17 protein-coding genes are annotated in these 20,317 nt (G+C 40.8%); 7 read left to right on the top strand and 10 right to left on the bottom strand.

Features of this window, described 5'->3' with window-relative positions; all coding sequences use genetic code 11:
- Positions 1 to 124 precede the first annotated feature (124 nt).
- The 3 genes from ACIQXP_RS07290 to ACIQXP_RS07280 are packed head-to-tail and all read right to left on the bottom strand — an operon-like array spanning position 125 to position 5,587.
- A complete protein-coding gene (locus tag ACIQXP_RS07290; protein ID WP_387504958.1) occupies positions 125 to 3,352 on the bottom strand; it encodes an error-prone DNA polymerase in 3,228 nt (1,075 codons plus the stop codon).
- A 4-nt stretch (positions 3,353 to 3,356) separates the two neighbouring features.
- Positions 3,357 to 4,862, bottom strand: a complete 1,506-nt coding sequence (locus tag ACIQXP_RS07285; RefSeq protein ID WP_387504959.1) for a Y-family DNA polymerase — start codon at positions 4,860 to 4,862, stop codon at positions 3,357 to 3,359.
- Positions 4,859 to 5,587 carry an ImuA family protein gene (locus tag ACIQXP_RS07280; RefSeq protein ID WP_387504960.1) on the bottom strand — a complete coding sequence of 243 codons (729 nt, stop codon included), beginning with the start codon at positions 5,585 to 5,587 and terminating at the stop codon, positions 4,859 to 4,861. Before ACIQXP_RS07280 ends, ACIQXP_RS07285 begins: the two co-directional genes overlap by 4 nt.
- 215 nt (positions 5,588 to 5,802) lie before the next feature.
- On the opposite strand from ACIQXP_RS07280, the gene ACIQXP_RS07275 reads away from it, so the two are divergent.
- The 6 genes from ACIQXP_RS07275 (at position 5,803) to ACIQXP_RS07250 (ending at position 10,919) form a co-directional block, all read left to right on the top strand.
- Positions 5,803 to 6,297 (top strand): hypothetical protein, encoded by a 495-nt coding sequence (locus tag ACIQXP_RS07275; protein ID WP_293743005.1) that lies wholly within the window; start codon positions 5,803 to 5,805, stop codon positions 6,295 to 6,297.
- On the top strand, positions 6,276 to 6,917 hold the full coding sequence (locus tag ACIQXP_RS07270; RefSeq protein ID WP_387504961.1) for an alpha-ketoglutarate-dependent dioxygenase AlkB family protein: 642 nt from the start codon (positions 6,276 to 6,278) through the stop codon (positions 6,915 to 6,917). The genes ACIQXP_RS07275 and ACIQXP_RS07270 overlap by 22 nt, the downstream gene beginning before the upstream one ends.
- 154 nt (positions 6,918 to 7,071) lie before the next feature.
- Positions 7,072 to 8,472: an MFS transporter gene (locus ACIQXP_RS07265; protein ID WP_387504962.1), complete on the top strand. Its 1,401-nt coding sequence runs from the start codon at positions 7,072 to 7,074 to the stop codon at positions 8,470 to 8,472.
- A gap of 315 nt (positions 8,473 to 8,787) precedes the next feature.
- Positions 8,788 to 9,633, top strand: a complete 846-nt coding sequence (locus tag ACIQXP_RS07260; RefSeq protein ID WP_387504963.1) for a hypothetical protein — start codon at positions 8,788 to 8,790, stop codon at positions 9,631 to 9,633.
- 78 nt (positions 9,634 to 9,711) lie between these two features.
- Positions 9,712 to 10,038 carry a LysM peptidoglycan-binding domain-containing protein gene (locus ACIQXP_RS07255; protein WP_387504964.1) on the top strand — a complete coding sequence of 109 codons (327 nt, stop codon included), beginning with the start codon at positions 9,712 to 9,714 and terminating at the stop codon, positions 10,036 to 10,038.
- Between the two features lie 113 nt (positions 10,039 to 10,151).
- The gene (locus ACIQXP_RS07250; RefSeq protein ID WP_387504965.1) at positions 10,152 to 10,919 is read left to right on the top strand and encodes a hypothetical protein; all 768 of its coding nucleotides are present in this window, start codon (positions 10,152 to 10,154) and stop codon (positions 10,917 to 10,919) included.
- Between the two features lie 153 nt (positions 10,920 to 11,072).
- On the opposite strand, the gene ACIQXP_RS07245 is transcribed toward ACIQXP_RS07250, so the two are convergent.
- Both ACIQXP_RS07245 and ACIQXP_RS07240 read right to left on the bottom strand, forming a co-directional pair.
- Positions 11,073 to 12,290 (bottom strand): sensor histidine kinase, encoded by a 1,218-nt coding sequence (locus ACIQXP_RS07245; protein WP_387504966.1) that lies wholly within the window; start codon positions 12,288 to 12,290, stop codon positions 11,073 to 11,075.
- Positions 12,291 to 12,324: 34 nt separating this feature from the next.
- On the bottom strand, positions 12,325 to 13,659 hold the full coding sequence (locus ACIQXP_RS07240; RefSeq protein WP_293742998.1) for a putative sensor domain DACNV-containing protein: 1,335 nt from the start codon (positions 13,657 to 13,659) through the stop codon (positions 12,325 to 12,327).
- A 370-nt stretch (positions 13,660 to 14,029) separates the two neighbouring features.
- Here ACIQXP_RS07240 and ACIQXP_RS07235 point away from each other — a divergent pair, with 370 nt between their 5' ends.
- Positions 14,030 to 15,664: an ABC-F family ATP-binding cassette domain-containing protein gene (locus ACIQXP_RS07235; RefSeq protein WP_387504967.1), complete on the top strand. Its 1,635-nt coding sequence runs from the start codon at positions 14,030 to 14,032 to the stop codon at positions 15,662 to 15,664.
- A gap of 419 nt (positions 15,665 to 16,083) precedes the next feature.
- Here ACIQXP_RS07235 and ACIQXP_RS07230 read toward each other — a convergent pair whose 3' ends face one another.
- The 5 genes from ACIQXP_RS07230 to ACIQXP_RS07210 form a co-directional block, all read right to left on the bottom strand.
- On the bottom strand, positions 16,084 to 16,680 hold the full coding sequence (locus tag ACIQXP_RS07230; protein WP_293742996.1) for a GIN domain-containing protein: 597 nt from the start codon (positions 16,678 to 16,680) through the stop codon (positions 16,084 to 16,086).
- Positions 16,681 to 17,433: 753 nt separating this feature from the next.
- Complete coding sequence (locus ACIQXP_RS07225; protein ID WP_090985525.1) at positions 17,434 to 17,985, bottom strand: NifU family protein; 552 nt, start codon at positions 17,983 to 17,985, stop codon at positions 17,434 to 17,436.
- A gap of 86 nt (positions 17,986 to 18,071) precedes the next feature.
- On the bottom strand, positions 18,072 to 19,418 hold the full coding sequence (gene purB, locus ACIQXP_RS07220) for an adenylosuccinate lyase (protein ID WP_293742995.1): 1,347 nt from the start codon (positions 19,416 to 19,418) through the stop codon (positions 18,072 to 18,074).
- A gap of 214 nt (positions 19,419 to 19,632) precedes the next feature.
- Positions 19,633 to 19,830: a hypothetical protein gene (locus tag ACIQXP_RS07215; protein WP_293742994.1), complete on the bottom strand. Its 198-nt coding sequence runs from the start codon at positions 19,828 to 19,830 to the stop codon at positions 19,633 to 19,635.
- Between the two features lie 140 nt (positions 19,831 to 19,970).
- Entirely contained in the window at positions 19,971 to 20,192 is a 222-nt protein-coding gene (locus ACIQXP_RS07210; RefSeq protein WP_293742993.1) for a hypothetical protein, read from the bottom strand.
- Positions 20,193 to 20,317: the final 125 nt, after the last annotated feature.

Here is a 20,317-nt window from a genome sequence, read left to right as displayed (position 1 = left end):
ATCGGGTTTACGTTGGCAAATACCAGACTACTTATTGCGATGATATTGCCACGCAACTTAATATGGTACTGATTATTGTGAGTTAAAACCAACTGATTTTTTTATTAAGGCCTTCAACCCGAAACTATTTAAAGTTCCTGGCTGGAGGGAACACTGTTCCATCTGCCTGCTCTCTTTTTTGTGTACGTTTGTTTTCCGTTGGGTAAGGCACGCGTTCATCTGACCTTGAAAGCGTTAACAAAGGGAGTTCTTCATGCCCTGTATCGGAGAGTCCTTTCAACAGACTGGTCAGATCAAAACAGCGTTTTACAATAACGTGCACCACCTCACCCTCACGCTGTAGTTTTCCTTCTACCATCAGAAGCCTTGCACCCAGGATCTCCTTTCGGTACTTCTCAAAAAGATGTTGGAAAACAACCAGATTCGCTACACCTGTTTCATCTTCAACAGTGATAAAACAGACTCCGCCTGCAGTTCCGGGTCGCTGGCGTACCAGTACCAGCCCTGCAACTTTTACCAATCTGCCATCCCAGGATGCTGCGGCTTCTTTGGTAGAAAGGATTTTAAGCAAACTCAGTTTTTCGCGAACAAAACTTACGGGATGCGCTTTGAGCGACAGCGCCGTAGTGGTATAATCGTGTACAACATGTTCAGAATCATGCATTAGTGGCAGTGATAACTGTGGTTCTTTTTCACTTTCAGAGGCTTGTTTTTCGAATATGCCAACCGGACGGTCTGCCAGTGCCGAAACCTCCCAAAGTGCCTGCCGCCTGTCCATTCCCAATGAGCGGAAAGCATCCGCATCAGCCAAAATTTCCAGCGTGCGCTGTGATACGCCGGCATCCATCAGCTCATGTATCATTTTATAGGAAGCTGCTCTTCCTTTAACAAGTAATTCCATTTCTTCCAGGGCAATCCCCTTGATCTGGCGAAAGCCCAGGCGAATGGCATGATATTTTCCGGTTTTTTCCTCCAGTATATTGTCCCAGGCCGAATAGTTAACATCTATCGCACGGACCTCCACGCCATGGTTCCTGGCATCAATTACAATCTGTGCCGGTTGATAAAAGCCCATGGGCATACTGTTGAGCAATGCTGCTGCAAAAACATCGGGATAGTAACATTTCAGCCAGCATGACACATATACCAGGAGCGCAAAGCTCGCGGCATGGCTTTCGGGGAAACCGTAACTTCCAAAACCCTCCAGCTGTTTGAAGATACGTTTGGCAAAATCTTCACTATAGCCGCGTTCCAACATCCCATCAATGAGTTTTTTTTCAAACTGGTTGACCAGCCCCTTAAATTTGAAAGTGGCCATGCTGCGCCTTAAAGCATCTGCCTCAGCCGGAGAGAAACCCGCCGCTACTATGGCAATTTTCATCGCCTGTTCCTGGAACAAAGGCACACCTTTCGTTCTGTATAATATTTCTTCCAGTTCGGGCGAAGGGTATTCAACAGCTTCTTCATTATTCCTTCTCCTTAGATAGGGGTGCACCATATCTCCCTGAATAGGCCCCGGGCGCACAATGGCTACTTCGATAACCAGATCATAAAAACACTCGGGGCGTAAACGGGGCAGCATCGATTGCTGTGCCCGGCTTTCGATCTGAAAAACGCCAATGGTATCTGCATTGCTGATCATCTCATATACCTTTGGATCTTCCTCTTCATTGATATTGGCCAGGGTTAAATCAAGGTCGTAATGTTTTTTAGCCAGCTCAAACCCTTTCCGTATACAGGTGAGCATACCCAATCCCAGCACATCAATTTTTAGAAAACCCAATGCGTCGATATCATCTTTGTTCCATTCTATATTGGTGCGGTCTGCCATTCGGGCATTTATAATGGGGCAGAGGTCAGTCAGTTTTCCCTGGGTAATCACAAATCCACCCGTATGCTGGCCCAGCTGGCGGGGAAAACCCATCATTTGCCCGGTAAGTTGCAATACCTTTTTTAATAGCGGATCCTTAGGGTTGAGTCCGGCTTCCAGTATCCGCGCCTCTTCAAACCATTCGTCGGTAAATTCCCAGATTGCCCCTGATAACTTGGCCACGGTGTCTACCGAAAGTCCCATGGCCTTACCCACATCCCGTATTGCACCTTTTTGATGCTGCTGGGTTACAGTAGCAACAATGGCCGCCCGGTCGCGGCCGTATTTCTGATAAATATACTGGATCACCTCTTCTCTGCGTTCATGTTCAAAATCCACATCAATATCCGGCGGCTCATTTCTGGCTGAAGAGATAAAACGCTCAAAAAGAAGGTCGAATTTGGTGGGGTTGACCGAAGTAATGCCCAGGCAATAGCATACGGTTGAATTGGCTGCAGAGCCACGTCCCTGGCATAAAATTCCTTTTGAACGCGCAAACCTGACAATATCATATACAGTGAGAAAATAGGAAGCATAGTTCATTTCTTCCATAAATTTAAGTTCATACCGAATGTTAGCAGTAATTTTTTCCGGAATTTCTTCACCAAACATCTCTCTGGCACCTTTCCAGGAAAGATAGCTGAGTTCCTCCTGTGGCGATCTTCCATCGGTAGTAATTTCTTCCGGATACACATATTCTAAACTGTCCAGTGAAAACTGGCAGGACTCAGCCAATAAGATACTGTTTTTTATGGCTTGCGGATACTGCCTAAAGAGCCTGATCATTTCTGCCTGATCCTTTAAATGCCGCTCTGCATTCTGGTGGAGCAAAAATCCGGCGTTCTGAACCGTGCATTTTTCGCGCGTACAGGTGAGTATATCCTGCAGTTCCCGCCGGTCTGGATGATGGTAATGTACATCGTTTGTGGCAATAAGCGGAATATCCAGCACTTGCGATAACTGGTTTAGCCTGAACAGTTTTTTATGGTCAGCTCCGGTATAACCCATTGTTGCAGCTAAAAACAGATTATTGCCGAATTTTTTTCTGAAATCTGACAGTTGAGCTTTAAAGTTCTCCTGGTAATCAAAAATGGAGTTCATTTCATCTGGGGGGATTACAATAAACTTTATACCCTCGCTATGTTCAAATACATCAGCCTGATGAAGGTGGCAACTGCCTTTTTCTGCCCGGCTATTACCCAGGCTAAGCAAAGCAGAAAGTCGGCAATAGGCTTTTCTGTCTGTTGGATAAGCCAATATCGATGGTCCATCCAGTAAATCTAGCCTGCAGGCAGGTATCAGTTCGATAGCGTGGTTTCTCGCCGCTACATGTGCACGCACAATTCCTGCCAGCGTATTGCGATCGGTAATGGCCAGTTTGCGGTAGCCCATAACTGCCGCCTGATCGATCAATTCTTCTGGGTGTGAAGCCCCCCTGAGGAAACTAAAATTACTCGTTACCTGAAGTTCTATATATTCCATTTCACTAAGCAAAAAAACCGTGTATAAACCATTGAGAGGGTTTCTCCGGACTATAATGACCAGATCTGAAAAGCCAGTAGCGTTTTCCCTCTGCATCTTCCAATTGATAGTAATCCCGATGCTCACCCTTTTCCAGCCACCATTCACGTTCAATGCGTTCCGGCCCGTCTGCTTTTTTTACCTGATGGGTAACGCCCTGATAGCGAAACAGCATGGGTGGATAATCGGGGATAGGGACAGTAACCTGTACAGGCTCTGGTACTTTAAGTAGCTGTACCGGGCGCAAGCGGTCAGTGCGCCAGGGTAAAGAAAGCGGCTCGGTAATGGAATCCGTATTTTTAATGGATCGCTCCGGCCAGTGATGAGGCTGTGGCAGATAGCGATGAATGGACTGGGCACCCAGTTTTCCGGCCAGCCTATCCAAAAGTTCAATGACCTTTTGGTTGCTCATATTTTTTTCTGTCATCCATAAAGATTCCTGACCTGGATCCAGCCGGTCAAACCTAACCGCATCCATAGTGAAAAGTTCAATACCCATTTTGGGCTCAATCTTATCGATCTGGAGTGAAAACAGCTTGAAAAGATGGCTCGTATTGATACTTGGGCTATTGGTACCAATTTGGGTTTTAATTACCTGGCCATCTATCCGGTAGCTTTGCAACAGGGCCGAACGGAGGCCCATTCCATCACTTTGCAGTTTGGTGCAAAGTTGAAGCAGCAGTTTTTCGATGGCGATTTCAATCCCTTTCCGCGTTCTGATCGGCTCCATACTAGCCAATCTTTCGCTATAAACTTCAGGAACAGTAATCGGTAAAAAAACATCTTCTTTTTCTCCCAATACCTGCTCAATTCTTTCCATACTGTCTTCTCCGATCCTTCTGCGCAATACTGATCGGGGCATAGCAATAAAACTGCCGATGGTCTTTAGCCCAAGCTTGATCAATTTTTGACTGGCTATGCGCGAAATGCGGAGCGCCATTGGCGGCAGGGGCAGAAGCGCATTCAGCTCTTCACCACTTTTAATGATGGGGGAAACCCTTCCATAACGCGATACGGCCCAGGCAGTACCCATAGTATCTGAAATCGCAGCCCTGACCTGATAGCCTATCCCACGTAAGCGGTTAACGATTTCGCGGAGATATGCTTTTTCACCTCCCCACAGATGAGCACAGCCGCTGATATCTAAAATCAGGCCCTGATCTTCCTCTAAAGCCACCAACGGGGTGTAACGGATGCACCACCTGCCAAGTGCGGTTAATAACTTTTTGGATTTATGGCATTGGTTTTCGATGACTTCCAAATCGGGTACAATCGCCCTGGCATCCGCCAGCGGCATTCCCAGGTGGATACCGAGCAAAGCCGCTTCTTTACTGGCGGCGGTAATCACCATTCGGTTACCGGCCTTATCTGAAAAAACAAGCGGCAAATCCTTCAAAGCTGGCCGCTTGATGCGGATCCAGTCGGTAAGCAGGGTAGAAAACCATATAGACATATATCTTTTTTGCATCATACCGCTTTCCTGATTTTCAGATCGTTAAAAGGTACCTGTTTTACTGGTTTAAAAGTTCCGGCTGCATATTCGATCGTCCAGTTGCCAGGTATTCCGTTTTTAACCTTCAGCAGTTCAACATGCCACCTGGCGAAGCCTAGTCCGGGTAATCCATCAATGGCCCCGCTTGGCATAGCAGATATGCGCCACCTGGCCGTCGCCATGGTAGAACTGAGTTTTTCCGCATTTTTTCGGATTACAAAAGCGGTAACCCTGCTTTTTTCGATCACCAGTTGGAGCCTTCTGCTCTGCGCAAAACTGATCTCATCCAGTTCAGTTACTACTGCAGTGAGGCTTTCGCACTTTAATGCTTCCTCACTTGCCCATAATACATCCCTTTCGTTTTGCAGGTCAATAAAAATGATGCGTTCTGGCGACAGGCCAAAAGTGATGAGTGAAGGAGGGAAGATTTTGCGTTGCGTACTGATCCACAGGCAAAGACCACCTTTTTTCATCAGGGTAGAAAGCAGGGCAGAAATAAAGCCGCCACTTGCCGCTGCATCTTCCAGATTTGTCGCTAAAAATTCGTGCAGGGCAGCCAATGGAAATGCATTACCCGGGAAAGCAGTGGAAATTATACCCAGTCCAAAGTCTATCCCATGAGCATTCCTTTCAGGTTTAAAGCCCTGAAGATTCAGGATCTGTTCCTGAAGTTTGCCTATAATATCCTTTTTAACAGCCGCCATATCCTTTTGCTAGAGCAGGGAAAATAATTTCTATATCACCCTTGCAAAAATAATACTAAAAATATTAGTATTATTAAATTGTGAACAAAAATATTTTATTATGGTTTTAAGTCGTATTATTGAACTTTTGTAATATAAAAATGTTAATAAATGCTAATTTATTTAGTAAAAGTATTTATATTTGATCTTTAAAAAATATAAAAAGGATCTTTTTTATGACGGAGTTGGAATATTTTTTTGAGGATGAAAGTGGAATATCAGTGGTTTATCAATTGATCCGTTTTGGGGTTGGAGAGCCTTGGAAGATCGTGCTGGATGGTGAACTGATTGGCAGTATGCAAAAATGGCAAGGTACCTGGAAGCTTCAAAATTGTGATGAACTTAGCAAGGATCTTCTGATTGGTCTTACCGGTCATATTGATGCACAGTATTTTAACTACCTTCCCCATGAAATCTGTTCGCGTTGGCCGAATCTGGTCGAAAAAGTGGTGTTAAGGTCGGATGCTGCCTATATGATCATCTGCAAAGAAGGGATTAACTTTAAAAGCTTTCAAGGCATATTTTCAAAGTTTGTGCCAGGTTTGCTCAAAGATGAGTGGTCGGTAAACTTCCAGGTATTCAACCATAATTTTTCGGATGATTTTTCGTTGCTCGCAAAGCCACTGGTTTATAAAAAAGAATCATTTGGGTGGGAAGAGGTGAACAGGTAATGGAACAATTGAGTTTTTTTGCTCCTAGCGGGCAATCGGCAGGACTACCGAGAGATGTGCTCGAATATCACGCAGGTTTTATCGATCAGGATCAAAGCGATCTGTTGCTCAAAACCTTTGTTCAGAACACGCCCTGGCAGCAAAGGCTTGTAAAAATGTACGACCGGGAAGTACTTACACCCAGGCTTACCGCATGGTATGGAGATATTGAGGACATTGACTATGGAGTCCTTGGCAAGTCTGCACCAATGGAATGGACAACCCCACTTTTGGAACTTAAAAAATGGGTGGAACCCATTGCCGGAATTACATTTAATAGTGTATTGCTCAATTATTATCGTAACGGCAATGATTCGGTGGCCTGGCATAGTGATAAGGAAACGGTAATGGGATCGCATCCGGTTATCGCCTCTGTTTCCTTTGGTGCTGTACGCAGTTTTGATATCCGGAAAAAAGAAAAACACCGGGAAAAATATGCCGTCAGGTTGGAACACGGATCTCTTTTAATTATGAAAGGTGATTTGCAGACAAGATGGGAACACCGGATTGCCAAGACCGCTCAACCTATTGGGCCTAGGGTAAACCTGACTTTTAGGCGAATCATTAATCCATCTGTGTGATATGATGATATGGTTGGTGAACTTTTAAATTAAACAACCAAATTTGTAGGTGAGGTGTTATTGCCTATATATTTACAGGCACTTAATATTGTGACTGGGTAAGATAATTCAAAAATACCGAACGTTATATCATTCAAAACAGACCAATTTAGCCATGCCGCAACATTTACCATCAAAAAATATAGAGGCTACAAAACGTGTGCTGCCAATGATATTGGCTACCGCTATTTTTATGCAAATGCTCGATTCGACGATACTCAATACATCGCTTCCGGCTATCGCGAAAGATCTTCATCAATCTCCCTTGAATATGCAAAATGCCATTATCGGTTATGTATTAACACTTGCAGTGTTTATGCCGGTAAGTGGTTTTTTATCTGATAAGTTTGGAACCAAGAGGGTTTTTATTCTGTCGTTGGTACTTTTCAGCGCAGGATCTCTGTTCTGCTCGCTCTCCGGAAACCTCACTCAACTGGTCATGTCAAGAATCATTCAGGGGGTGGGAGGGAGTTTGATGACACCTGTTGGTAAACTAGCGCTGGTAAAGAGTTTTCCAAAAAAAGATTTATTGAAAGCGATGAATTTTGCAATTATACCAGCGCTCATTGGCCCCGTTTTAGGCCCGCTAGTTGGAGGGTATATGGTAGACTACCTGTCATGGCACTGGATATTTTTGATTAATATACCGATGGGTGTTTTGGGTATTGTGCTTAGCCTGAGGTACATGCCTGATTATCGATCTGATGAGATTGATTTTGATTTGCGTGGTTTTCTGATATTTGCTACAGCATCATTATTGCTCTCTATTGCGCTTGAACTCCTGGGAGACGAGGTTTACACTACGCCCGCCCTGGCTATTTTATCACTCGGTGTATTGATGCTTTATTTTTATTACCGGCATGCCGTAACAGACAATAATCCTATTTTTCCACTGAACCTGTTTCAGGTGAGAACATTTAGGGTGGGTATACTCGGTAACCTTGCCACACGTTTGGGTATCAGTGCTATACCTTTATTATTGCCCATGATGATTCAGATTGCTTACGGCCAATCTGCAGTAGTTTCTGGCTGGATCATCGCCCCTATGGCACTAACCGCTATTCTTGCAAAATCGCAGGTCATTGAAATCCTGAACAGGTTTGGTTACCGAACCACATTAATGGCCAATACTTTTATCATTGGCTGTCTGATCTGTACAATGGCGATACCCGCCATCAGTTCGTCTATTTACTACTATGTACCCATTATCGTGATGATGGGCTTTTTTAACTCCATTCAATTTACAGCCATGAACACCATTTCTATTGCGGATCTGCGTGAGTATCATACCAGTAGTGGCAATTCTTTAATCTCCGTTAATCAGCAGCTGGCAATCGGCTTTGGTGTTGCCTTCGGGCTGATTATTTTAAAAATATTTCAGGGAGATGTAAAACTCATCCATGATGATATCCATAATGCATTCAGGTATACCTTTCTTGTAGTAGGTGCCCTGACTATATTATCAGGCCTTGTATTTAGGCGTTTACATTTTAAGGATGGTGAAAATTTAAAATGATTGCAATAAGCGAATTTGCTGCGGTTTTAATGCTTTCTGGTTTAGCTAAAAGGTAAATGTTAACCCTGATAGTGAATTCTAGTAATCAACCATAGAGTTGGTCTATGATCTGTACTTAAAAAATATAATCCAGACTGACTTCGTGCAAGCGCTTTCATTAACTGTACTTTAATGCTCTTAATAAAAGGCTGCTGAAATGACCAGTCGCTAAATACCCAGTATTGAGTATTTTATTGGAGCGTTTATCTGTTTAAATTTAAGTATTAGTAAATATCTGCTCAAAAGCCAATAATCAAACAAACAAAAAATATAAATATGATGCTCTCAAACACAGGAACTGTTTCACTAACATTATATGCCGCCTTAATTGGTATTGCGATAATCGGCCTGATCATCGCCATTAAAAACCTTAAAGATAAAACAATCGAATTGGAACGGCTTGATAGGATGATCGATCTTTTTAAATATACTATTGTTTCGATTGCCATAGCCACCGTTACGCTAATTATCACCGATCTTTTTAAGGAAAGGGAGCAGGATGTAAAAGAACTCGAGTATTTTGACAAATATGCCCAAGATGTGAAAAAAGTTGATGGGCTGGAGGAAAGATTCCAGTTATCCAGATATTTAATGATTGTTGCACCAAATGGTGAACTCAAAAAATCATGGAAAGAGTATTATGATACGCTAAAAATTGAGCATGCCAACTATCTTATTTTAAAAGAAAAGAGCAAAGCGCTGGATACCATTATAAATCCGACGCCTGCACAGAAGATAGAGAAAGCAAAAGTCAATGAGCTTATAGAACAAAAGGAGTCACCTTTAGTGTCTGTTTCTACATCGCTTATACTACCAAGGGCCTATTTGCACATTAGCAGTGAAGATCAGCGTGGACAGGCAAATGTACTTCAGACAGTATTGCAAAATGAGAATTTTCAGGTTCCAGGTATCGAAAATATTGGAAAAAGGGGTGACCGATACATACCTGCGAAAACCGAAATTAGGTATTATCGTGCAGAAGAATTCTCTGAAGCATTGCGTCTGTTCAATATTGTTCGCAGTCAATTTCCGAACCTGACCATGAGCCCCGCACCAGTGAAAATTCCGGGGAATGGCAGAGGAACCAGACCTGGTCATTTTGAGGTCTGGCTATCAAAGTAAAAAAACAAAAAAGCTGAATTAATTAACAATAGCAGCATTTTTTAAATAATTAACCGTCAATTAAACATAAAATACTTTATGGTCTATACCGTTTCAGCTGGTTGCACACTCAGTAAAATTGCTTTAAAGTTTAATGTTCCATTAAGCACCATACTTAATCTGAACCAGATTCAGCATCCCGATCAGCTATTTATCAATCAGATTATTCAGATTCCGAATATGCATGACATTCCGGAAGATGCCAGGTTTAGCCTTCCAACCCCGGCTTCAATGCTGATTAATCGAGCAAAATCTGTTATCAATTCATCAATTGCGTATAAATTAGCGAGCGGTGGTATGCTCCAAAAGATACCCTTCCTTCCAGGGATGGCTTATGTGATTGCAGTGGCTTCATCAGTTGGGTGATCGGTCTATCCCGAAAAACCCAGATTCCCGCTTATAAAACCTTGGGTGGAGGTTGGATTTCAGATTCAATAATTCAATCAACATTATTAAAGAATTATAAATTTATAATTGAAATGAAAACACTAAAAAATGAAGTTACTTCGGTCGATAAGCTTAAAGAAGACAATAATGAATTGGTTTTCTCCTACCTTACATTGCGTAATTTAATTGGCTTCGGTGGCGTGTCACTACCAATTGCCCTGGCCATTTTTCCCAGCCGTGATTCAGAATATTATGGCTTTGAACCCTCTATCAGTGATTATTTTTACACAGATAGAGGCGATATTCTGGTGGTTATCCTTTGTGTACTCGGCGCATTTTTAATTACTTATTCCGGTTATAACTGGAAAGAACGCCTGCTTACTTTTATTGCAGGGATTGGCAGCATAGGTGTTGCATTTGTACCTACCATGCAGCGGTGCAAAGACTGTCTTAACAGTGTTCATACCAATAGCGGAGGCGTTTTCCCCAAACTTGCCGGCACTGCCATTCACTTTATATTTGCGGCAACTTTTCTATTTGTACTGGCTATTCTTTCACTGGTATTTTTTACCAAAGGCAGAAAAGAAAATTGTTTTAATACCGACGGGACACTAAGCCAGAAAGGTAAACGGAATATTGTTTTCAAGGTTTGCGGCTGGATCATTATAGCTTGCCTGGTTATTTTAGGCCTGTACTTTATATTCAAACCCGACCTGAAAGGCTTTCCGGTAATCTACGTATTTGAATCCATTGCCGTAGAAGCGTTTGGGCTGTCCTGGCTAACAAAAGGTCAGACACTTTGGTCCGACGGTGAACATTATTTAGTTAAAGGGCTTAAAAGTTTAACTGCTAAGAGATAAACCGACAGATCTATGCGCATCACCAATTGAGCAGAAACAGGATAATTATTCAGCAAATGATCTCATCAAACAGATGACCTGAATACTTACTAAGCGTTGGTTTTTAACTGCTTAACCATAATTTTCAAATATATAATGCTTTTAAACTTGTATTTATGCTGTTTTTTTTGATCTGATTGTAAAGGTAAAGGCACTGCCAATGTGTGGGGTTGATTGGACACTGATCTCACCGCCTAACTTTTCTACTAAAAGTTTTACTGTAGCGAGGCCAATCCCCGTTCCACTCTGGGCAAAACGGTCTGAAGTATTTAGGGTAACATTTCTTTGGAAGATACGCTCCAGCTCTTCTTTTCTAATGCCTATCCCATTATCGCGAACGGTAATGTTGGCCAGGTCGTCAATAATAACACAGTCTATCTGAATCAGGCAGGTCTGTTTATCATTGTACCGCACAGAGTTGGTTAATAGGTTAATCATAATCTGCTGCAGTGCGATGGCCGAGGTGCTGATCTCAATTTTGGCTTCCGGGTAACTGATCTGTACATTTTCCGGAATGCTGAGCATCGATACTGTTTTGCGTAAGAAGCTACCAAGTTCAATGGTTTCATGCTGTCCTGTCAGAATTTCTGGCCTAATGGAGTAGTCTAACATGTCGTTAATAAGTTTCCTAAGGGCTTTTATACCATTCAGGCATACCAATGCTAAGTTATGGCCTTTTTTATCGCCGCTATTTTCAAGGTGTCTGGTTAATAATTCGGCACTCATTGAAATGGTAGTCAATGGGTTTTTGATATCGTGGGCGGCAGTTGTGGCGAACTGCTGCATAAACTGATTGGTCTCAGCAAGGCGTCTGTTCGTTTCACAAAGCAGCAGCAGTTTTTTTCTTAGTTCCATCCGGGCAATTACCTGTTTTCCCAGTACCTTGAGCGACCAGATTTGCTGCTCATCGAGCTTTCTTGGAACAGTATCTATTACACAAAGCGAACCTAGCGCCATTCCTTCGGGTGTCAGTAGTGAAATTCCGGCATAGAATGCGATGTTCGGATCCCCGGTAACCAAAGGGTTTTCAGCAAACCGCTGGTCTTCCCTGGCGTCGCTAACTACCATCACCCCAGTTGGATCAACAATAGTATGTGCGCAAAAAGCATGCGCTCTTGGAGTCTGTTGGACATCAATTCCTAATTTGCTCTTAAACCACTGTCGAGAGCTATCTAACAGGGTAATCAGCGCAATGGGCGTTCCACAGATTTGTGAAGCCATTTTTGTCAGCTCATCGAAATCTTCTTCAGGCAGGCTATCCATAATCTGATAAGAATCAAGTGCCTGTAGCCGCTGCTTTTCGTTCTGGGGAAGTATTGCTATATTATTCAAATTATATTAATTGTAGCGTTAATTTTATCTAGGTTTAGCTTCTTGTTGCTTTGAGCTTTCCGCTCTTTTGATATTGCTGTGTTTTGATGTTCTCCCACATAATTAGCTTATCTTCGATTCTTGAAAACACACGGATATCTCCATCTTGTGAAACCACAATACCTAAGCTGCCAGGATGCTCCCAGCAGTAGGCGATCATAGAGCGGTGTCTTGTACCAAAGTGTTTCGGGTCTGTGGGTAGCAGTGATTTAGCAGTTGCAGTGGCCGTAGCAGAAATGTAGATTTTTCTTGGCATTTTTTTAGAACGGATTACACCTCCAAATCCCCTTGCCACCATATCCTGGCCAAATAACACGACGCCGTCAACACAGCTTTGAGAGGCGATGAAACTTACCGAACCCTTAATTTCATTGGCCACCTCTGTTTTGGCATGCAGGGCAATAGTTTCCTGCTCGTAAAGTAATTTAGTGACCGTTTGCTTGCCCGACGCCAACCGTTGGTCAATCCTGTTTTCTGTAATATAGCTATTGATGGCCTGCTTTAGGTAGCCGCTGATGGCCAGCAGCAATCTTTTATAATTTACTGCGTATTTGATGTCAACATCGGTGCTATCTTCTGAGATCAGTACTGCCCCGCCATGATGGTAGTTTTGGATTTTTAGCAATAACCTCGATAGGGTTTGGGTCCATATACTGTCTACAAATTCTTCCCAATCTGTGAAATCTTCCCCGGGGTGCGATGCGGCAAGGAAATTTTTGATTTCAGCCCTGATGGCACCGGCATTTTTTCTGATAATTTTAGATACTGGTCCGATGGTAAATACGTCCAGATAGCGGGTAACCAGTACATTTTGTTTTAAGGTGGCCAGCAGTTCATAGTCGAACATGACCTTAAGCGTGGCAATATCGTCTATAAATACCTGAAACAGCCCAGGCTGTTCAGATCCTGATTCAGATTCATAGTTCAGAAAACTCTGGTAGTGCATCGCCTGATCGATCATTCCCCAGATAAAGAGTTTTCCATCCTGATCATAATAAACGGCAAGAGAGGTGCCAGATGGGTCGGCTGCCTTTGAAAGCTTTACCAGCGACCTGATATCAAGTGGAATGCGTTGAGCAAATTCTACGCAGCTCCATCGTTCGGAAACGATTTTTCTCGGTGGAGCCGGATCTGGGTTGGCAGGATCAATGAGCGTTACGGCTACTTTGGTCAGCTCACCTTCTTCTGTTCTCATCGAGGTGTAAAAAAGGCACTCGAAAAGGTCTTCGAGAACAGTCAAGGGAGGAGTAGCCAGTGCCAGTCTGCTGTGATTCAGCTTGGTATGGATATGCGCCGCAAGGTCCGTTGTTTTTGATTTTTCCTCAATCATTGCCTGATAGCGCTCGTTATGTGGTTGAATTTAGGGTATATAACAGCAAATGGACGTAATGTGTTTTTTTTCTGACACTTTTTTTTAATGTTGTTGATTTTGCTGTGTGCTTCTTGGTTCAGCCTTATGGAGGCAATAAAATTCGATGATTAACCTTTCAAACCAATCGTTCAGGCTTTGAGCTGGAAATCTGTCATCATGCGGGGATAATTTTCTGTTTTTGATGTAAAATCTAAACAGGTGCAGATGTAATTGCTATTCTGTTTGAGTAAAATAGTGGCATCCAAAGAAGTGCTTTTTATGTGGTTTATTCTGACAAGAATTTAACTGCTTTCCTTTATCTTTGCCGCTAATTTAATATTCCCGATTTGTGATCAATGTAAATAATATCTCCGTATCATTTGGCGGAAACAACCTTTTTAGCGATGTAACCTTTTCCATAAACGAGAACGACAAAATCGCTCTTATGGGTAAAAATGGCGCAGGCAAGTCTACCATACTAAAAATAATTGCTGATGTAGCCAAGCCTACTTCCGGTAGCGTAACCGGTCCGAAAGAAGCTGTAATTGCCTATTTGCCACAGCATTTACTCACTCAGGATCATGTTACTGTTTTTGAGGAAACTATGAAAGCCTTTGCGGAGGTAAACCAGATGCAGAAAGAGCTTGATGAACTGAATGAACAGCTTACGATCCGTACTGATTACGAAAGTGATGATTACATGAAGCTGATCGAGCGCGTATCAGAATTAAGTGAGAAATTTTATTCAATTGAAGAAACCAATTACGATGCTGAAGTAGAAAAAGTATTAAAAGGTTTGGGTTTTGAACGTAAAGACTTTAGCCGCCAAACCGCCGAGTTTTCAGGCGGATGGCGTATGCGCATTGAGTTAGCCAAGATTTTATTGAAAAAACCTGATTTGATTCTATTGGATGAGCCTACCAACCACATGGATATTGAAAGTATTCAATGGCTGGAAGATTTCCTGATCAATTCGGCAAAGGCCGTAATGGTGATTTCACATGATCGTACTTTTATAGATAACATCACCAACCGTACTATTGAAGTGACGATGGGAAGGATTTACGATTATAAAGCAAAATACAGCCATTATCTCCAGCTGCGTGCTGATCGTCGTATCCATCAATTGAAGGCTTACGAAGAGCAACAGCGTTTTATTGCTGATAACCAGGAATTTATTGACCGTTTTAGGGGAACTTATTCTAAAACATTACAAGTGCAATCTCGCGTGAAAATGCTTGAGAAACTGGAAATAATCGAAATTGATGAAGTAGATACATCGGCGTTAAGGCTAAAGTTTCCACCGTCTCCACGTTCGGGTCAGTATCCGGTAATGGTAGAGGAGCTTACCAAAACTTATGGAGATCATGTGGTTTTCGAAAAAGCATCAATGGTAATTGAGCGCGGAGAAAAAGTGGCATTTGTAGGTAAAAACGGTGAAGGTAAATCGACTATGATCAAAGCCATTATGGGGGAAATTGATTTTGAAGGCAGCTTAAAAGTGGGACACAATGCTAAAATTGGTTATTTTGCGCAAAATCAGGCCGCTTTACTTGATGAAAACCTCACCGTGTTTGAAATCATTGATCAAATTCCGTTGAGCGATGGTTCCATTAAAATCAAGGACCTGTTAGGTGCCTTTATGTTCAGTGGCGATGATACCACCAAAAAAGTTAAAGTACTTTCTGGCGGTGAGAAAACGCGTTTAGCAATGATTAAACTGTTGTTAGAGCCTGTTAATGTATTGATACTGGATGAGCCTACCAACCATTTGGATATGAAAACCAAAGATATTATTAAGGACGCACTGAAGGATTTTGATGGTACTTTGATTTTGGTTTCGCACGATCGTGATTTCCTTGACGGATTGGTGCAAAAAGTATTTGAATTTGGCAATAAACGTGTTCGTGAACATTTCGAAGATATTAAAGGATTCTTAGCCTATAAAAAAATGAATAGCCTTAAGGAAATTGAACAGAGTTAAATAATCCTAACTACTTTGAATTCGTCACATTGAGCTTAGCCTTTGTTTGGCTTATCGGGGTAGCAAAATTTTACTAATGCATTCAGATAAAATTCTTTTACTATTTGGTCCGATACTTCGGGAAACCGGCATTGTAGCATACTCTTCAAAAAAAAACGTCATTCCCGAATGTGCGAGAATTTTTAAAGCGCTTAGCTTAAGATTCCTAATCAAGTTGGGAATGACGATTTCTCCAAAGATATTATCTACTTAAATTTATCTGTCAATCAGATTAATCTCTACACCATAAATTATTCCCCAGTATGATAAAATATACTTATGATACATTTTTTTTATTTTTTAAAGTAAATTAAAATAAAAAAAATGATTTCAATTTATTCAATATCAGTATGTTGGATATTTTGTAAAAGGTGTTTAACTTAAAGAGCTAGCGCAGCAATTTTTTCGTCAGCTGTTTCTACGCGCCTGACATCTGTTTGAACTGACACAAAACCATTTATGGTTAAATTAGGCGTTTTACCCATAACCAAAGCGTGGTGGTTAGTATTGCCTTTTAGTTTTAACGTACTGTTATCCAGAATTTCAGTATATAATCCCTCACTACTGGTATTAATATCTGCAATGGCATTGTCTTTAAGGATAACCTGGAGAAATTTGGTGCTGAGCTTCGCATCTGTTCTCAGTACTGCATTTTGGCTTGCCTCAATGCGGTAGATATCATTTACATAAATAATAAGTTTACACTTTTGTGTATCGGAGTTGGTAACGCGTAATACCTCACCTTGTTGAATAACTTTTACAGTTCCATTGTTATCATCTGCATAAGATACGCCAACTCTTGGTTGCTGAACCAGCATCACTTCTATATTTCCATTTATCACAATCTTTCTAAAGTTTTGGATCTTAATAAAAGTAGTTTTGCTTTTTTCTGCTGCACATAAATTATTTGGGTAGGTAGCTGTTAAAGTCATTGTTGTACATACCATAGCGATGAGCGATTTAATTGAAGTTTTCATTGTCTGTTTATTAAATTATATGTTAAACTTTTCGGTTAAGGTGGTCAATTCATGGAATTAATCTGCACCAGTATTATTCTGCGGCATACTTAACTAAGCTTATGCCAGAATATAAATAGCGCTTTAATAGCCATTTGAGGTGGTTTTTTCCTTATTTCTAGTTTATGTCTGTTCATTTCCGGACAGTAAATGTGCGGCAGCGAACAGTATATTTATGAAATAAACCGGCAAGAAAATACAATGAAAATTAGCAGCTAGCTTAGCAGATTAGCGAAAAATATAATTTGCGCTAGTATAGACCAGTCGTTTGTCCCTGCTGGTTTTGTGCTTTATTTATTTTTGATGGCTTTAAACAAAGGCGGGTAGGAGAGGGAAGCATATTTGTACTTACTGATAAGGATGTTTAGCACGAGGCTGGATGATCGAAATCAGGTCAATGCTATTAATTAATGCTCAATTGCAGTATTCAGGGTTGGCGGTTCAATGTGATCAAACAGAAGTGATCTGAGAATTCTGCAAAGGTTTTCGTTGAAAATCATCGCAATGATGGAATTTAATATGTTCTACAGCTTTTGTATCTTTTTTGAGCAAAATTAAGGACAACGCCGTAAAAAATCATTGATTAACCTCTTCAGGCAATTGTGAATAGACGAATTTATGCTCTATCAGAATGGATTAACGAAAAAAGCATAAAAAAGGTCGCGATTCTCATCGCGACCTTTTCACTATATATACTATGAAAAATGCACCATTTTAAAGCGCTTCAGAAACCACCTCGGTAACTTCCGGCACCATTCTCTGCAATAAGTTCTGAATGCCTGATTTAAGTGTAATGGTAGAGGATGGACAGCCACTGCAAGAGCCGCGTAATTCTACAGTTACTACACCTTCATCAAAAGATTTGTATGTAATAGCACCACCATCCTGTTCAACAGCAGGGCGTACATAATCGTGTAAAATCTGTTGAATTTTAATTTCAGTTTCTGTACCTTCAAACGTCGGCGTTTCTTCTGCAGCTGCTTCTTTAATTTTTAATTCAGATTCTACAGCGCCTTTCACAAATTCTTTTAAGATCGCCTCAATATCTGCCCATTCTGCATCATCTGTTTTGGTGATGGTAACAAAATTACTGGCGAAAAAAACGCCAGAAACAAAGTTGAACTTAAACAACTCTTTAGCAAAAGGCGAATGTTCAGCACTCTCTTTAGTCGCAAAATCCTCGCTGCCGTTTATTAACAGTTTGTTTACCATAAATTTCATGGTAGCCGGATTCGGAGTCTGTTCTGTATATACGTTAATCGTCATGTCTTATCTATTTGAATAAACAAAATTAACAATTACTCCTAAATAAAACCTTTATCGGCTGTCTGCTTAACGTCAATTTAATTTAACTAAAAAACGCCGGTATAATTAAAAGGAGATATGGTTCTTAATTGTTCTTTTATATCTTCTGCAATCTTTAAACCTTCAATAAATTCGGCAATACTTGCTGCATTGATTTTAGCATTTGTTCTGGTTAATTCTTTCAGGGCTTCGTAAGGGTTAGGATAGTTTTCTCTTCTTAAAACAGTTTGTATAGCCTCTGCCACAACTGCCCAGTTTTCATCTAAATCTGCATGTAAAGCCGTTTCGTTTAACAAAATCTTATTTAATCCACGCAAAGTAGCTTGAATGGCAATTAATGTATGTCCGAAAGGAACGCCAATATTCCTTAAAACGGTAGAGTCTGTTAAATCTCTTTGCAAGCGTGAAATCGGCAGTTTGGCAGCAAAGAATTCGAAAAGTGCGTTTGCAATCCCAGCGTTTCCTTCTGCGTTTTCAAAATCAATCGGGTTAACCTTATGTGGCATTGCTGATGAACCGATCTCTCCGGCTTTGATCTTCTGTTTGAAATAGTTTTTTGAAATATAAGTCCAGATATCTCTGTCCAAATCGATAATAATGTTATTGATTCGTTTCAAGGCATCACATTGTGCGGCAAACTGATCATAGTGCTCAATCTGCGTAGTGTGTTGTGCACGCGATAAACCTAATGTCTCATTCACGAATTGGTTTGAAAAATCAACCCAGTTTACCTGAGGGTAAGCAATGTGGTGTGCATTGAAATTGCCGGTTGCCCCACCGAATTTGGCACTATTAGGGATACTTTTTAAACTTTCTACCTGGATGGCCAAACGCTCCGCAAAAACCAAAAACTCTTTTCCTAATTTGGTAGGTGAGGCTGGCTGACCGTGTGTATGCGCCAACATCGGAATATCTTTCCATTCCATTGCCAGCGCAGTTATTTTTTCGATTAAAGCATCAATAGCCGGATAATAACACTCATTTAAAGCCAGTTTGATGGAATAGGGAATAGCAGTATTATTGATGTCCTGAGAGGTTAAACCAAAATGGATAAACTCTTTATAGTTTTGAAGAGATAAAGCATCAAATTTATTTTTGATAAAATATTCTACTGCTTTAACGTCATGATTGGTTACTTTTTCGGTTTCCTTAATTTCTAAAGCGTCAGCTTCTGAAAAATTTTCATGGATTTTGCGTAGTTCAACATAAAGATTTCGATCAAAATTCTCCAAGCCAGGCAAGTTGATTTCGCAAAGCGCGATAAAATATTCGATTTCTACAAAAACCCGGTATTTAATTAAAGCCTCTTCAGAAAAGTAAGCGGCTAAACCTTCTGTAGTTCTTCTGTAACGGCCATCAACAGGTGAAATAGCTTGTAGTGATGTTAAATTCATTATGCGGATTATATTTTTGCCGCAAATTTACTACAATTGATGGATTTTAAGGCCTTGATCGCTAAAATAAAAAGAGGTTGTGTCGTAAGCTGTAGCTTCAACGCTAACATATATCATATTTAGCTTTGTTCATACTGAGCTTGACGAAGTATCAAAACTTTAAAACATTCTGAAAGGCTTCGACAAGCTCAGGGTGAAAATTTAATGCAGGTAACTACTTTTTAGTCGTGTCAGCTTTTACGGTATCTTTTACGGTTGTATCTCTCACAGTTGTATCTTTAACTGTAGTATCTACAACTGTTGAGTCAACTTTAGATGAATCTGTTCCGCCATCTTTTTTTTCTGATTTACAAGCTGCAACAGATAACGATAAAGCTAACGCTAAAAAGCTCATTTTGAATACATTTTTCATTTTTTTTGTCTGGTTTGGTTTTAAAAATTAATTAATTTCAAGTTAATGCCGGAATATTCAAAAAGTAACCCGGTTTATTAATATAAAAAGGTCTCAATTATTAAAACCGAGACCTTTTTATATTAATTAATTGATGGAAATTAGTGTTTTACTTCGGTTTTTTCGGTTGTGGCCTTAACAGAAGTGTCTTTTACGGTAGAATCTTTTACTACTGTATCAACCTTGGTTGTATCTGTAATAATCGTCGACGAATCTGTAACTGTTGTATCGGCGCCATCCGCTTTTTTACCTGATTCGCCACAAGCAGCTACAGTTAGTGATAAAGCCATGGCTAAAAAGCCTAATTTGAATGCATTTTTCATCTTGGTATATGTTTTAGGGTTAATATATACCATTAATACTAAAAATTTTAAAAGGTAACCTGTATTTGACGTGGAAAAATAAAAAAGCCCTTGAAAAATGAATTTCAAAGGCTTTTTTTATGAGT

It is taken from the genome of Pedobacter suwonensis (assembly GCF_044762335.1).
GTDB lineage: Bacteria > Bacteroidota > Bacteroidia > Sphingobacteriales > Sphingobacteriaceae > Pedobacter.
Note: the sequence above shows the minus strand (reverse complement) of the source record. Positions and strands in the feature narration are given on the sequence as shown.